Consider the following 14,411-nt stretch of genomic DNA (forward strand, 5'->3'; position numbering starts at 1 on the left):
CAACGAGGATCACGAGGCTTTCCGGCACACCATCTGCCCCGCACCGCCGTACCGTCCACAAGCAGGCAGGGACACCCACGGAAGGGCTGTAGACCCCGGACATGACCAAAGCACGCACCGCCCGGGCGGGCCGGCGCCCGCGTGACCGCAAGGCGCAGATCCTCCGCACCGCGGCCGAGTGTTTCCGCCGCACCGGGTATCACGCCACGAGCATGGAGCAGATCGCCGCCGCCGTGGGGATCACCGCCGGCGCACTGTACCGACACTTCGACGGCAAGCAGGAGCTGCTGGGCCAGGCCCTGCTGAGCGGCCTCGACCCCTTCCTCGCGGCGATCCGCCAAGCCGACGGTCTCGACCAACTTCTCCGCACCACGGCATCATTCGTCCTCGATGGCCGCACCCACACCATCCTGTGGGAACGGGAGCTGCGAAACCTCTCCGAGCAACACCGCCAGGAGGTGCAACAACAGCACGAGGCCACCGCCGCGGACATCTGCGCTGTGATCCGGCGTGCCCGGCCGGAACTGCCCACCCAGGACACGCAGTTGCTCGCATGGGCTGTACTGGCCGTCCTGGCCAGCCCCTCGTACCACGGAACCCAGCTTCCCCGGCCCCGATTCGAGGAGCTGCTCCGGGAGCTGGCCGCCGCCGTACTCCGGCTGCCCGTCTTCCCCGCCCCAGCCCTGCAGGCGGAGCCCCGTGACCGGCCCGGCCCCGGACTCGTCCCCGCCTCCCGACGCGAGGCGCTGCTCGCGGCCGCAGTACCGCTGTTCACCGCCCGCGGCTACCAGGCGGTCAGCATGGAGGACATCGGAACGGCCGCCGGCATCTCCCGGCCGACCGTCTACAACCACTTCACCACCAAGGCAGAGCTGCTCACTGCCGCGCTGCACCGCGAGACCGAGGCCGCCTGGAACACTCTGGTCAGGGTCTTCAGCCGAAGCACCACCCCAGCCGAGGCGCTGACCCAGCTGCTGCACGCCTACGCCGACTCCGCGATCCCCGACCGGGGGCTCACCGGTCTGCTGGTGAGTGAGATGCTCCATCTTCCCGCGGAGCAGCAGCAAGCCCTCCGCCGCAGCCAGGCCGAGTACGTCGGCGAATGGACAGCCCTGCTGCGCTCCTGCCGCCCGGAACTGGGCGAGGCCGAGACCCGGATCACCGTCCAGGCGGTCTTCACCCTGGTCAACACCGTCTCCCGGCAGTCGGCGCTGATGACCCACGCCGACCCGGCGGGGGCTCTGGTCATCCTGGGCCTGGCCGTGCTGGGCATCGACCGCCGCCCCTGAGCAGGCGCGGCGCACCCTGCTGCCCCGGCACCGTGATGCCTGGGCGCCGACCTAGGATGTTGGGCGTGACCACCACGAGTTCCCAGCCGATCAGGCGCCGTCCCCGCGACCGCAAGGCGCAGATCCTCGCCGCGGCCATGGACTGCTTCCAGCAGTCCGGCTACCAGGCCACCGGTATGGAGGACATCGCGTCGGCCGTGGGGATCACCGCAGGTGGCCTGTACCGCCACTTCCGCGGCAAGCAGGAACTGCTGGGCGTGGCGCTGCTCGACAGCACCGACCGGCTGCTGTCGGCGATGGCGGAGGCCGACGGCCTGGAGGAGTTGCTCACGGCCGTCGCCTCCTTCTCACTCGACCACCGGTCCTATGCCGTGGTCTGGGACCGGGAGACCCGTCATGTCTCCCCCGACCACCAGGGCGAGGTGCAGCAACGCCACGCGCGGGTCTCCGCCGTTCTGGGTGAGGCGCTCCGGGCATCGCGCCCCGACCTGGACCCCGCCGACATCCCGTTGGTGAGTTGGGCGGTGCTCGCAGTGCTCGCCAGTGCCTCCTACCACGGCACCGAGCTCCCCCGGCCGCGCTTCGACGTCCTGCTCCGGCGGCTGGCCGAGGCGGTGGGTCGGACGGAGCTCCCCCCGGCTGCACCGGGTGCGACCAGGCCAGAGCAGGCGAAACCGGGGTTGCGCCCGGTCTCCCGTCGGGAGGCACTGCTGGCCGCGGCTCTCCCACTGTTCGCGGAGCGCGGCTACCAGGCGGTCAGCATGGAGGACGTCGGTGCGGCGCTCGGCATTTCCAGGCTCACGGTGTACCAGCAGTTCCCGGGCAAGGGCGATCTGCTCGCCGCGGCGCTCCGCCGTGCGTCGGAGGCGAAGTGGGCCACGCTGACCCGGGACCTTGCGCGGAGCTCGACGGCGCAGGAGGGCCTGCTGCGGTTGATGCACACCTACGCCGAGTCGTCGCTGATCGAGCACGGCACGGGGGCGCTGCTGCTGGTGAGCGAGCTGCCCCATCTGCCCGCCGCGGACCAGGAGGCGCTCCACCGGTCCCAGGTGGACTACGTGGCCGAGTGGGTCGCGCTGCTCACCACGTGCCGGCCGGATCTAAGCCAGGCCGAGGCCCGGGTCATGGTCCAAGCCGTACTCGTCATGTTCAACCTGCTGCCCAGGCTCCCGCTGTTGGAGCACCGCGCCGACGCTGCCGCGGCCCTGGTCGAACTCGGACTGTCGGTCCTGCAGCTTCCCCGGCTGCCCTGACAGCGGTTCCCCCGCGGCACGGGTCGGCGCCCTCGCCATGGGCCCGCTGCCCACACTCGTCGGCCGACTGCACCGCCGCCACCCGGGCTGCACCTTCCACATCACCGATGCCGGAGGGATCGACGGCGTGGAAGAAGCCGTCCGCAGCGGGCGCTGCGAACTCGGGCTGACTGCCGCGCCGCCAGGACGGGGTCTGCGCTCCGCCGCCCTGTCCGATCAGGACCTGCTGTTGGTCCCGGCGGCGACCGGCTACGACGAGCTTCCCGATCCCGTGCCGCTCGCCGGCCTGGCCCGTCTGTCGCTGGTCGCACCTCCGGCCAACGGTTCGAGCCGCATCGTGGTGGAGCAGGCCTTCGCAGACGTCGGCGCGGCACCGCGGATCGTGGTCGAGTGCTTCCACCGCGGTGCGCTGATCGCCCTGGCCGAGGCGGGGGCAGGCTCAGCCTTCCTGCCCCGAGCCCTGGCCCGGGCGGCGCAGCACGGGGGTTGTGCCGTCCGTACCACGGTGCCCCCGCTGCGCCGCCGGGTCCAGCTGATCCGCCGGCGGACCCGCTCACCTCACCGGCCCGGCCCCTGCTGAAGCTGGTCGGGGGGCCGGCAGGCGGCTCCCGTTGACGAGGTCCGGCCGGTGCGGCAGGAGGCTGCTCAGCCGAGCGACGCCAGGTAGGCGTCCCTGACCCGGATCCGATTGATCTTTCCGGCCTGGTTGCGCGGCAGCCTGTCCCGGAAGACCACCTGGCGCGGGCACTTGTAGCCGGCCAGCCGACTGCGGCAGTGGGTGACCAGTTCCTCCTGGGTCGGAGTGGTGCCCGGTTCCAGGGCGACCAGGGCGACGACCCGCTGGCCCCACTCCTCGTCGGGGACACCGATGACGACCGCGTCGGCAACGGCCGGGTGCTGGAGCAGCTCGCCCTCGACCTCTGCAGGGTAGATGTTGACGCCGCCGGAGACGATCATGTCGGTGCGGCGGTCGCAGAGGTAGAGCCAGCCGTCCTTGTCGAGGTAGCCGATGTCGCCCGGGATGAAGTAGTCGCCCCGCCAGCTGGCCACGGTCTTCCTGGGGTCGCCGTGGTAGTCGAAGCGCGGACCGCCGCTGATGTGAATCAGGCCCGGTTCGCCGGGCGGCAGCTCGGTGCCGTCGTCGTCCCGGATCCTGACGTCCATACCGGGAACCGCCCGGCCGACGGTGCCGGGGTGTTCGAGCCAGTCCTCGGGACGGGCCAGGGTGGCGGTACCGCTCTCACTGGCGCCGTAGAACTCGAAGACCACCGGCCCCATCCAGTCGTGCATCGCCTGCTTGGTCGCCGCGGAGCAGGGAGCACCGGCATGGGCGACCGCCCGGAGCGAGGACAGGTCGTACGCGTCGCGCTGCTGCCCCGGCAGGGCAAGCATCCGCTGGAACATGGTGGGGACCATGAAACCCCAGGACACCTTGTGCCGCTCGATCAGCGCCAGGGACTGGGCGGCGTCGAACTTCCGGCACAACACCACCGGGTGGCCGAGGTGCAGGCCCACGGTGGTGAACTGGTTGGGGGCAGCGTGGTACAGCGGCCCTGCGGTGAGCACCACCCCGGCCCGCGGCGTCAGGCCGAACATGGCCGCCATGCCCGCCACGGCCGGCTGCCAGTCCTCCTCCGGGCAGAGGCCGCTCAGCGGCTTGCGGATGCCCTTGGGGCGACCGGTGGTCCCGGAGCTGTAGAGGAGCATCGAGCCGGCGGTCCGGTCCTCGACGGGCACTGCCGGACCGGCCTCCAGGGCGGCCAGGTCGCCGAAACCGTCGATCGGCCCGCAGCTCAGGCGGGCATCGGCGGGGAGTCCCACCGTGGTGACCGCTTCCCGGGCCGCCTGGGCGTAGTGCGCGTCGGCGACGAAGAGCCGGGCCTCGCTGTCGCCGAGGATGTAGGCGGTCTCGCCACCGGTGAGGTGCCGGTTGACCGGCGTGAAGTAGGCGCCGATCTGCAGCGCCGCGAACTGCAGCGCCAGCAGGTCGACGCCGTTGGGCAGCAGTACGGCGACCGTGTCGCCCACACCGATCCCGCGGGCGCGCATCCCCCGGGAGAGTCTGTCGACCCGGTTTCCCAGCTCACCGAAGGTGGTGACGGACCCCGCCTCGTCGATCACCGCCGGCTGGTCCGGGGCCGCCGCTGCCTCCGCCCAGAAACCCTTGATCTCCATCCACCGATCCCCTTCTCTGTCGTGTCTGGGTTGACTGGCAGAGCACAAGGCGGCGTCGGACGACCAGCGTGGAGCCGGATCGTCCGGCGCCGACTTGGCAGCCTCAGTTGACGGAGCGTTCGGTGTTCTCCCAGTAGGGCTTGCGCAGGTCCCGCTTGAGGATCTTGCCTGCCGGGGAGAGGGGCATGGCGTCGACGAAGTCGCAGCTGCGGGGGGACTTGTAGCCGGCGATGAGGGTCTTGCAGTGAGCGCGGATCTCCTCGGCGGTGGCGGTGTGGCCGAGCTTGAGGACCACGACGGCGTGGACGCGCTCGCCCCAGTCGGGGTCGGGGACGCCGATCACGGCGCAGGTGGCGACGGCGGGGTAGGTGGCGAGCGCGTTCTCGACCTCGGCGGAGTAGACGTTCTCGCCGCCAGAGACGATCATGTCCTTGATCCGGTCGACGAGGTAGAGGTAGCCGTCCTCGTCCATGTAGCCGGCGTCGCCGGTGTGCATCCAGCCGCCGCGCAGGGCGGTCGCGGTCTCCTCGGGCTTGTTCCAGTAGCCGAGCATGGCGTTGTCGCCGCGGGCGACGATTTCGCCGACCGTACCGCGCGGCACCTCGTTGTCCTCCGGGTCCACCACCCGCACGTCCACACCGGCGATGGCGCGGCCGGCTGCGCGCAGCAGACGGGGGTGCTGGTGGTCCTCGGGGGCGAGGCTGGCCACGCCGGGGGCCATCTCGGTCATGCCGTAGCCCTGGGCGAACTCGGCCTGGGGGAAGACCGCCATGGCCCGCTTGAGCAGCGTCTCGGAGATCGGCGAGGCACCGTAGCTGAACCGTTTGATGCTGGAGAGGTCGTACTCGTCGGCCGAGGGATGGTCCACCAGCATCTGGATCATTGCGGGCACCAGCAGCGTCGAGGTGGGCTGCTGCTCGACGATCCCCCTGAGCACGGCGCCGGGCTCGAAACCGGGCAGGAAGAGGTGGGAGCCGCCGACCAGGGTCTGGGTGCACCAGCTGCCCAGCGCGGCCAGGTGGAACATCGGCGCGACGTACATGGTGCGCCCGCCGCGGACGCTCCCCTGGACGCTGACCACCAGGCTGTTGGAGGAGGCGAGGATGTTGGCGTGGCTGAGCATCACGCCCTTGGGGAAACCGGTGGTGCCGCCGGTGTAGAAGATGCCGGCCAGCCGGTCTCCGCCCAGCCGCGCATCCTCCACCGGCTCGTGGTCCGCGATCAGCTCCTCGTACGAGAGCATGCCCTCGGGAGCGGGGCCGTCGCCGCAGTGGACCACGGTGGCGATGCCGTCCCACAGCCCGCGCATCTCCGGGACCAGCGGGGCGAAGGCGTCGTCGACCAGCAGCACCCGGGTGTCGGACTCCTGCAGGGAGTAGACCATCTCCCGAGCGCTCCAGCGGGTGTTCACCGGGTTGACCACCCCGCCGGTCCACCACACCGCGTACATGTATTCGTGGAAGACATCGGAGTTGTGGGCGAGCAGGGCGATGCGGTCGCCCTCCGCGACGCCGAGCGCACGTAGCGCCCCGGCCAGCCGGGCGATCCGGTCGGCGCTCTCGCGCCAGGTGCGCACGCGGTCCCCGAAGATCGTGGCGATCCGGTCGGGGTTCTGCTGCACGGCTCTGTGCAGGCTCTGCGTGAGGTGCACGGGGGACTCTCCTCGAGGGTGTGGGGGGGTGTCTCTCGGCGGCTGGTGGCCGGCCGCGGCGGAGAGTGCAGCTCCCCGCCGCGGCCACCGGCCGGACGCGCAAAGAGTCGGATCACGGTGCGCGGCGGGAAGGCGGTCAGGTGACCTTCTCGTAGAGGGTGACGACGCAGGCGCCGCCCAGGCCCAGGTTGTGCTGCAGCGCGTGCCGCAACTCCCCCTCGACCTGGCGAGCCTCGGCCTGGCCGCGCAGCTGCCACACCAGCTCGGTGCACTGCGCCAGACCGGTCGCGCCCAGCGGATGCCCCTTGGACATCAGACCGCCGGAGGGGTTCACCACGACCCGGCCGCCGTAAGTGTTGTCGCCGTCCGCGACGAACTTCTCGGCGGTACCCTCCGGCGTCAGGCCCAGCGACTCGTAGGTCACGGCCTCATTGCTGGTGAAGCAGTCATGCAGCTCGACGACCTTGATCTCCTCCGGGCCAACACCGGCAGCCTCGTACACCTTGCGGGACGCGGTCTGCGCCATGTCGTAACCGACCAGCTTGATCATGTCGCCGGAGTCAAAAGCCCCAGGGAAGTCCGTGGTCAGCGCCTGGGCGGCGATCCGCACGTCGGTACGCAGGCCGTGGCGGCGGGCAAAGTCCTCGCTGGCGATGACCGCGGCGGCCGCACCGCAGGTGGGCGGGCAGCACATCAGACGGGTCAGCGGGCCGTACTGATGCGGCGACGCCAGCACCTCCTCGACCGTGATCGGGTCGCGGAAGACCGCGTACGGATTGTTGGCCGCGTGGCGGCGGGACTTGACCGCGATCCGCGCGAACAACTCGTTGGTGACGCCGTACTTGTCCATGTACGCCTGGCCCGCACCGCCGAACAGCTGCGCCGCCATCGGCGCGCCCTCCTGCCAGCCCTGATTGGCGATGGTGGCGTCGATGCCACGCTTCATGGCGGCGGGCCGGTCGGCGGGCTTGCTGCCGCCGAGCGCGCCGCGGCCCATCTGCTCGAAGCCCAGCGCCAACACGCAGTCCGCAGCACCCGAGGCCACCGCCTGCCGGGCCATCCACAGCGCCGAGGAGCCACTGGCGCAGTTGTTGTTGACGTTCAGCACCGGGATGCCCGTGAGGCCCAGGCCGTAGATCGCGGCCTGGCCGCAGGTCGAGTCGCCCATGACATAGCCCGCGTAGGCCTGCTGCACGAGGTGGTAGCCGACACCTGCGTCCGCGAGCGCGGCACGAGCTGCGCGCTCACCCATGACGTCGTAGGTGGCACTCGCACCCGGCTTGGTGAACGGGATCATCCCGACCCCGACCACATGGACGTTGGTACTCATGGCTTCCTCCAGCCTGGAGACGTACACGAGAGACGGCAAGCTGCGGCAGGTCGCTCGACCGCGTCCGGGCCAATGGCACAGGGGGAGCTGTCAACGCTCTGAGGCATCCGCAGCCCAGAGCTCAGCTTGCCATCACAGTGGTTTACTTTCACCCCGCACGACCTGCTAGTCAAGGCTTTCGAGGCGATCATCCCGTACGCTCGCGATTTACATATCCATCATCGCAGGACCTGTCGCAGCGCCCCGGATCCGCGCAGCACCGAACCAGGGAGGACCGAGGGTGCCCAACCGGACCACCCGGACCGGCCGTTCGGCCCGCCGCCCGCACGACCGCACGACCGCACGACCGCAGGGCCCAGATCGTCGCCGCCGCCATGGAGCACTTCCATGCGTCGGGCTACCAGGCGACCTGCATGGAGGAGATCGCCGCAGCGGTGGGGATCACCGCCGGTGCGCTCTATCGGCACTTCCGCGGCAAGCAGGAGCTGCTGGGCCACTCCCTGCTTGGCGGCCTCGACCTGCTGTCTGAGGCGGCGAGCCGGGACGACGACCTGGACTCCCTGCTCCGCACCGTCGCGTGCTTCTGCCTGGACCACCGGTCACATGTGGGCCTCTGGTCAGCGGAGACCCGCAACCTCTCCGACGACCACCGGGCCGAGGCCCGGATGCGCACCGTGGCGATCGCCTCCCTCGTGACCACCGCCCTGCGGGCCGCACGTCCTGAGCTGGCGCCTGCCGACGCGGAGCTGACCAGCCGAGCCGTCCTCTGCCTCCTCGCCGGCCCGTCGTTTCACCGCACGGAACTGCCCCGGCCGCGCTTCGAGAACCTGTTGTGCGAGCAGACTGGGGCGGTCTGCCGGACCGCCGCGCTGCCTCCTGTATCGCCCTGCGGGGCTCCGGCGCCACGCCCAGCGCCGGGGCTACGCCCCTTCTCCAGACGGGAGGCGCTGCTGACCGCCGCGGTGCCGCTCCTCCGCAGACACGGCTTCCAGAACGTGGGCATGGAGGAGATCGGCACAGCTGCCGGCTTCTCCGGCCGTACCGTCTACCAGCGCTTCGCCGGCAAGGCGGACCTGTTCGCAGCGGCACTGCGGCGCGAGTCCGACGCGCTGAAGTACGGACTCCTCCAGATCCTGGCCGAGAGCTCCACCCCCGGCGAGGCACTCCAGCGAGCACTCGAGGCCTACGCCGCCTCCGCCGTCGCTCGCGGCCCGGTCGCCCTCCCGCCCGACGAGGCCTCCCATCTGCCCACGAAGGAACGCCGGGTCCTGCGCCGGCTCCAGGTCGACTACGTCGCCGAGTTGGTGGCGCTCACCGCCTGCCGCCCCGAGCTGACCGAAGCCGAGGCGCGGGTGGCGGTCCACTCCTCACTGACGCTGGTCACCCTGATGGTGCGGAGCCCACTGGTACGGCAGCGCACCAACCCGCCGCGGACCCTCGCCGTCCTGGCGCTGCAGGGCTTGGGCTTCGAGGAACCCGACTGACACACCCACTCCAGCGGATTCATCCATGATTCACATAATCGATCAAACGCCTAGTAGAGATAAGATCGAGACTAGACATGGAACACATCCATCATTAACTTCTTGAGCGATCAACCCATCGGGGCGGGGCCTCGGGCAACCGCGGTCCCCGTCCCGACACCAGAAGGAGCGCGTGGCTGTGGCCAACCCAGTCCTGACCGAGTTCCGCGAGGACGGCATCGCCGTCATCACGATCAACCGCCCCGAGGCACGCAACGCGCTCGACCGCACTGTCGGTCTGGGGGTCGCCGAGGCGCTGGACGAGCTGGACCGCCGGGACGACCTGCGGATCGGCATCATCACCGGCGCGGGCGGCACCTTCTGCTCCGGCGCAGACCTCAAGGCGATGCTCCGCGGAGAGACGGCACTGATCGAAGGCCGCGGGCTGTGCGGCCTGACCGAGACCCCGCCGCGCAAGCCGCTGATCGCCGCGGTCGAGGGCTACGCCCTGGCCGGCGGCTGCGAACTGGTCCTCGCCTGCGACCTCGTCGTGGCCGCCGAGAACTCGACCTTCGGCATCCCCGAGGTCAAGCGCGGACTGGTGGCTGCCGCGGGCGGCCTGACCCGCCTGCACCACCGCATTCCCCACCAGATCGCCATGGAGTTCGCCCTCACCGGCAACTTCTTCGACGCCCGACGCGCCCACGACTACGGCCTGGTCAACCGCCTCACCGCGTCAGGCGAGGCCATCGAGGGTGCCCTGGCACTGGCCGCCGAGATCGCCGCCAACGGCCCGCTCGCGGTGCAGGCCAGCAAGCAGATCATGGTCGAGTCGGACACCTGGCCGACCGACGAGAAATGGACCCGGATGCGCAAGATCAGCGACCCGGTCTTCGCCTCCGAGGACGCCAAGGAAGGCCCCCGCGCCTTCGCCGAGAAGCGCGCCCCGAAGTGGACAGGCCGCTGAGCGCCCCCACGGGCCTCGACCACACCGTCCACGTACCAGCACACGAAAGAGCGTCAACCACCATGCAGACCAGCGGTATCTCCGCCATCGTCACCGGCGGCGCCTCCGGGCTCGGCCTCGCCACCGCCAAGCGCCTGATCGCCGGCAGCGCCAAGGTCGTCCTCCTCGACCTCCCCGCGTCCAACGGCGAAGCCGTCGCCAAGGAGATCGGCGCCGTCTTCTCCCCCGGCGACGTCACCAGCGAGACCGACGCCGCAGCCGCCGTCGCCACGGCCGCCGCACTCGCCCCACTCCGCGTCGCCGTCAACTGCGCCGGCATGGGCCCGGCTCGCCGCACCGTGTCCAAGGAGGGCCCGTACCCGCTGGACCGGTTCAACCACATCGTCCAGGTCAACCTGGTCGGCACCTTCAACGTGATCCGCCTGGCCGCGGCCGAAATGGCGAAGACCGAGGAGGTCGACGGCGAGCGCGGCGTCATCGTCAACACCGCCTCCGTCGCCGCCTTCGACGGCCAGATAGGCCAGGCCGCCTACAGCGCCTCCAAGGCCGGCATCTGCGGCATGACCCTGCCCATCGCGCGCGACCTGGCCAGCCTCAAGATCCGCGTGATGACCATCGCCCCGGGACTGTTCAACACCCCGCTGCTGGCCGGCGCCCCCGAGGAGCTCAAGGCCGCCCTCGGCGCCCAGGTCCCGCACCCGGCCCGCCTCGGCGACCCGGACGAGTACGCGGCCCTGGCCGAGCACATTGTCCACAACGCCATGCTCAACGGCGAGGTCATCCGCCTCGACGGCGCCATCCGCATGGCCCCGAAGTAGACCGGGACTTCCATGGAACGGCGCGGCGGCCCGCGATGCCTGGTCCAGCGCGGGCCACCGCGCCGTTCCCGTCTACGTGCAGCGGTCCGCGACGTCCCGGCCCAGGTTGTGCTCGTGCACCTGGGATGCGCCCTCGTAGATGCGAAGCGCGCGGACTCTGCGGGCTTCACCGCCCCCGCGCCCCAGCAGCCTGCACCGCGGAAGATCGCCTTGTCGAAGACGAACGTCCGATCGGTGCGACCGGAGCTGCTTATGTATGGTCGGGAGCACACTCCGGCCGGGGCCTACGATGGCGAGGTGACCACCAGCACCAGCCGACCGGCACGTCGCCCCCGCGACCGGAAGGCACAGATCCTCTCGGCGGCCCTGGAGTGCTTCCACCGCTCCGGCTACCACGCCACCAGCATGGAGGAGATCGCCGCCGGCGTGGGGATCACCGCCGGAGGCCTCTACCGACACTTCCGGGGCAAGCAGGAGCTGCTGAGCCGGGTCATGCTCGACGGTCTGGATGTACTGGCCGGTGCCATGGCAGAGGTCGAGGGCCTCGACGACCTGCTCCGCGCCACCGCTCGTTTCGCCCTCGACCACCGGACGCTGCCGCTGCTCCTGGAGCGGAGAGACACGGAACCTCAGCAAGGACCACCGCTCCCAGGTGCTCAGCCGCCACACCAGGCACGCCCGTGCGATGGCCGCAGCGATCCGTGCGCAGCGGCCCGATCTCGACGAAGGTGACGCGGTGCTGCTCGGCTGGTGTGCGCTGGCCGTGCTGGTGAGCCCCTCGTACCACCGACGTGATCTTCCGCGTCCGCGCTTCGAGGAGCTGCTGAGCAGCCAGGCGGCAGCGCTGTGCCGGTCGGGTGCGCTGCCGTCGGCGGCGCGGCAGGAGCCGCCCGAGGAGCCTGCGGCATCGGGGCTGAGCCATCACTCCCGCCGGGAGGCGTTGCTGGCCGCGGCGATACCGCTGTTCAAGGAGCGCGGGTTCCAGCTGGTCAGCATGGAGGAGATCGGGGCGGCCGCCGGGATCGCCGGGCCGAGCATCTACAACCACTTCGCGAGCAAGACGGAGATCCTCACCGCGGCCCTGCACCGCGAGACAGAGGTGCTGCACTTCGCACTCGCACGGGAGCTCGCCGAGAGCCGCACCCCGGAGGAGGCCCTCCGCCGGGTGGTCCACTCGTACGCCGCGCTCTGCGGTATGCACAGCAGCGCCGTGCCACTGCTGGTGAGCGAGCTCTCCACGCTGCCCCCGGAGCGGCAGCAGAGCGCCCATCAGGCCCAGGTGGACTTCGTCGCGGAGTGCGTCGCGCTGCTGCGGCGCTGTCGTCCCGACCTCAGTGAGTCAGAGGCACCGGTGGCCATATCCGCCGTGCTGACAATGGTTCTGATCGTCTCCCGGCTGCCGCGGTCCATCCGCGGCACCACCCCGCCTGGCCTGGTGGCCGCACTGGCCATGGACGCTCTGGGCGTCGGCGACCGGCGCTGACGGGGGCGGTCCTGCTCCCCGGCCTCCGGCCGGGGAGCAGGACGGGCGACTCAACGTCCGGTGAACCGCGGGGGCCGCTTCTCCAGGAAGGCCGCGCGGGCCTCGGCGGCATCGGCGGAGTGGGCGCAGCCCACCAGGCGGGCGGCCTCCACCGGCAGGAACTCCTCCAGGGAGGCGGTGGTGGCATCGGTCAGGTTGCGCTTGAGGGCAGTGACGGCCGCCGGTGAACTGTCGGCCAGTCGGCGGGCGACCTCCTCGACGCGGCTCTCCAGTTCGGCCTCCGGGTGGACGCCGTTGACCAGCCCCGCGTGCTCGGCCTGGTCGGCAGCCATCCGGCCGGGAAGCAGCATCAGCTCCTTCGCGCGGGCCGGGCCGACCACCCGGTTGAGCACCCAGGTCAGGCCGTAGTCCCCGGGCAGAGCGATGGACAGGAAGGCGGTATTGAAGACGGCGGTGTCGGCGGTGTACCGCAAGTCGCAGGCCATGGCGAGGGAGAGCGCCCCGCCAGCGCAGGCGCCGCGGACCATGGCGACGGTGGGCTTGGCCAGCTCGTACAGCATCCGGACCGCCTGTGCTGCCTGAACCAGCCGTGCCGCGTCCTCCTCGGGGTCCTCGTAGCGGACCGCGCGGGACTCCATCGGCGAGGCAAGGTCGGCGCCGACGCTGAAGTCGCCGTGCGCCCCGGTGAGGACCACGGCCCGCACCGAGGGGTCCTCCGCAATCCGGGCCAGGTGTCCGGTGAGGGCGCCGACCACGTCCATGGAGAGGCCGTTGCGCCGTCCGGCGCGGTCGAGGGTGAGTCGGGCGATGCCGCCCCGGTCGCAGCGGCGGGTCGTTCCATACCCGTCCGCGGTCATCACCTGACCCCGTCGAGGACGTCGAAGACCAGATCCTCGGAAGGCTCGTGGACCAGGGATACGGTGACCCGCGTGAGCAGGCCCTGGAAGCGCTCGCGCAGCGCGCGGCCGGCCGCGGCCGGCTCCCCAACAACGGCGAAGGTGTTCAGCACCTCGTCATCGACCAGAGTGCCCATCTCCTCCCAGCGGCCCTGCTTGGAGAGGGTGTTGAGCTCCTCGTGGAGGTCGCCCCAGCCGTGCAGTTCCAGGACCGGCAGATAGGCAGGGGTGGAGGCGTAGAAGGCGATCCGCTCCCGGGTAACGGTGGCGGAGGCAGCCAGCTCCTCCTCAGTACGGCCGGTGACGACCATGACGGAGCCGGTGACGTCGAACGGGCGGCTGGTCCAGAGGGCGCCATCGGCCACGGACTTGGTGCGTGCCGCCGCCACGGCGGGGAGGATCGACTGGCTCAGATAGTCGGCGGAGGTAAGGGGGTGGCAGATCAGGCCGTCGCCAACCTCGCCTGCCGCCTGGATCATCAGCGGGCCGACGCCGGCGACCCACAGAGGCGGGGTGCCCTGCGGGAGCGCCTCGGGCGCGAACATCGGCGTCATCAGGGTGTGGGTGTAAAAGTCGCCGCGGAAGTCGAGTTTCTCGCCGGTCTGCCAGCTGTGCCAGATCTCCCGCACCGCGGTGACGTACTCCCGCATCCGGGCCGCCGGCCGGGACCAGGGCATGCTGTAGCGCCTGGTGATGTGCGGCTTGATCTGCGAGCCGAGGCCGATCACGGCACGGCCGCCGGAGTAGCGGTGCAGGTCGAAAGCGCTGTGCGCCAGCGTCATCGGGGTGCGGGCGAAGGCGATGGCCACCCCGGTGCCGAGCTCCACCCGGCTGGTCCGGCCGGCGGCCATCGCCAGCCGCATGAACGGGTCGTGGCTGGTCTCGGCGACCAGCACGGCGTCCGCGCCCCGCTGCTCGGCGCGCGCCGCGTACGCCGCGGTGTCCTCCGGACGATCCATGCCCACGCCGACATCGGTCTTCAGGGGGCGGGACAGATCGAGCAGCGGCTGGGTCATGGGTGTGTGCCTTTCGTACGACTGGGACGGGTCCTGGCCCTGCCTGCTTGTGGGCCGGTCCCCCGCGTTG

At 71.0% G+C, this 14,411-nt stretch carries 13 protein-coding genes; 8 read left to right on the forward strand and 5 right to left on the reverse strand.

What is annotated here, in order from left to right; genetic code table 11:
• Positions 1–101: 101 nt before the first annotated feature.
• From AB0761_RS03770 to AB0761_RS03780, 3 genes are all read left to right on the forward strand, one after another.
• Positions 102–1,289: a TetR/AcrR family transcriptional regulator gene (locus AB0761_RS03770; RefSeq protein ID WP_377267462.1), complete on the forward strand. Its 1,188-nt coding sequence runs from the start codon at positions 102–104 to the stop codon at positions 1,287–1,289.
• 65 nt (positions 1,290–1,354) lie between these two features.
• Positions 1,355–2,542, forward strand: a complete 1,188-nt coding sequence (locus AB0761_RS03775; RefSeq protein WP_377267463.1) for a TetR/AcrR family transcriptional regulator — start codon at positions 1,355–1,357, stop codon at positions 2,540–2,542.
• A 37-nt stretch (positions 2,543–2,579) separates the two neighbouring features.
• The gene (locus AB0761_RS03780) at positions 2,580–3,122 is read left to right on the forward strand and encodes a LysR family transcriptional regulator substrate-binding protein (RefSeq protein ID WP_377267464.1); all 543 of its coding nucleotides are present in this window, start codon (positions 2,580–2,582) and stop codon (positions 3,120–3,122) included.
• Positions 3,123–3,187: 65 nt separating this feature from the next.
• Here AB0761_RS03780 and AB0761_RS03785 read toward each other — a convergent pair whose 3' ends face one another.
• From AB0761_RS03785 to AB0761_RS03795, 3 genes are all read right to left on the reverse strand, one after another.
• Positions 3,188–4,717, reverse strand: a complete 1,530-nt coding sequence (locus tag AB0761_RS03785) for an AMP-binding protein (RefSeq protein WP_377267465.1) — start codon at positions 4,715–4,717, stop codon at positions 3,188–3,190.
• Positions 4,718–4,820: 103 nt separating this feature from the next.
• Complete coding sequence (locus tag AB0761_RS03790; protein ID WP_377267466.1) at positions 4,821–6,368, reverse strand: long-chain-fatty-acid--CoA ligase; 1,548 nt, start codon at positions 6,366–6,368, stop codon at positions 4,821–4,823.
• Between the two features lie 136 nt (positions 6,369–6,504).
• Entirely contained in the window at positions 6,505–7,698 is a 1,194-nt protein-coding gene (locus AB0761_RS03795) for a lipid-transfer protein (RefSeq protein WP_377267467.1), read from the reverse strand.
• A gap of 137 nt (positions 7,699–7,835) precedes the next feature.
• Here AB0761_RS03795 and AB0761_RS03800 point away from each other — a divergent pair, with 137 nt between their 5' ends.
• The 5 genes from AB0761_RS03800 (at position 7,836) to AB0761_RS03820 (ending at position 12,429) form a co-directional block, all read left to right on the forward strand.
• On the forward strand, positions 7,836–9,182 hold the full coding sequence (locus tag AB0761_RS03800; RefSeq protein WP_377267469.1) for a TetR/AcrR family transcriptional regulator: 1,347 nt from the start codon (positions 7,836–7,838) through the stop codon (positions 9,180–9,182).
• A 178-nt stretch (positions 9,183–9,360) separates the two neighbouring features.
• Positions 9,361–10,128: a crotonase/enoyl-CoA hydratase family protein gene (locus AB0761_RS03805; protein WP_377267470.1), complete on the forward strand. Its 768-nt coding sequence runs from the start codon at positions 9,361–9,363 to the stop codon at positions 10,126–10,128.
• 62 nt (positions 10,129–10,190) lie between these two features.
• Positions 10,191–10,946, forward strand: a complete 756-nt coding sequence (locus AB0761_RS03810) for a 3-hydroxyacyl-CoA dehydrogenase (RefSeq protein WP_377267471.1) — start codon at positions 10,191–10,193, stop codon at positions 10,944–10,946.
• Positions 10,947–11,243: 297 nt separating this feature from the next.
• Complete coding sequence (locus AB0761_RS03815; protein ID WP_377267473.1) at positions 11,244–11,678, forward strand: TetR/AcrR family transcriptional regulator; 435 nt, start codon at positions 11,244–11,246, stop codon at positions 11,676–11,678.
• Positions 11,632–12,429 (forward strand): TetR/AcrR family transcriptional regulator, encoded by a 798-nt coding sequence (locus AB0761_RS03820; protein ID WP_377267474.1) that lies wholly within the window; start codon positions 11,632–11,634, stop codon positions 12,427–12,429. Before AB0761_RS03815 ends, AB0761_RS03820 begins: the two co-directional genes overlap by 47 nt.
• 50 nt (positions 12,430–12,479) lie before the next feature.
• Here AB0761_RS03820 and AB0761_RS03825 read toward each other — a convergent pair whose 3' ends face one another.
• A complete protein-coding gene (locus AB0761_RS03825) occupies positions 12,480–13,286 on the reverse strand; it encodes an enoyl-CoA hydratase-related protein (RefSeq protein ID WP_377267476.1) in 807 nt (268 codons plus the stop codon).
• Positions 13,286–14,341: a TIGR03617 family F420-dependent LLM class oxidoreductase gene (locus AB0761_RS03830; protein ID WP_377267477.1), complete on the reverse strand. Its 1,056-nt coding sequence runs from the start codon at positions 14,339–14,341 to the stop codon at positions 13,286–13,288. Before AB0761_RS03830 ends, AB0761_RS03825 begins: the two co-directional genes overlap by 1 nt.
• Positions 14,342–14,411 lie beyond the last annotated feature (70 nt).

The organism is Peterkaempfera podocarpi (assembly GCF_042466665.1).
Classification (GTDB): Bacteria; Actinomycetota; Actinomycetes; order Streptomycetales; family Streptomycetaceae; genus Peterkaempfera; species Peterkaempfera podocarpi.

Excerpts from the sequence above, each read along its gene's own strand:
- AB0761_RS03830 (WP_377267477.1), bottom strand. The coding sequence starts at position 14,341 with ATGACCCAGCCGCTGCTCGATCTGTCCCGCCCCCTGAAGACCGATGTC.
- AB0761_RS03825 (WP_377267476.1), bottom strand. The coding sequence starts at position 13,286 with ATGACCGCGGACGGGTATGGAACGACCCGCCGCTGCGACCGGGGCGGC.
- AB0761_RS03820 (WP_377267474.1), top strand. The coding sequence starts at position 11,632 with ATGGCCGCAGCGATCCGTGCGCAGCGGCCCGATCTCGACGAAGGTGAC.
- AB0761_RS03810 (WP_377267471.1), top strand. The coding sequence starts at position 10,191 with ATGCAGACCAGCGGTATCTCCGCCATCGTCACCGGCGGCGCCTCCGGG.
- AB0761_RS03770 (WP_377267462.1), top strand. The coding sequence starts at position 102 with ATGACCAAAGCACGCACCGCCCGGGCGGGCCGGCGCCCGCGTGACCGC.
- AB0761_RS03780 (WP_377267464.1), top strand. The coding sequence starts at position 2,580 with ATGGGCCCGCTGCCCACACTCGTCGGCCGACTGCACCGCCGCCACCCG.
- AB0761_RS03785 (WP_377267465.1), bottom strand. The coding sequence starts at position 4,717 with ATGGAGATCAAGGGTTTCTGGGCGGAGGCAGCGGCGGCCCCGGACCAG.
- AB0761_RS03795 (WP_377267467.1), bottom strand. The coding sequence starts at position 7,698 with ATGAGTACCAACGTCCATGTGGTCGGGGTCGGGATGATCCCGTTCACC.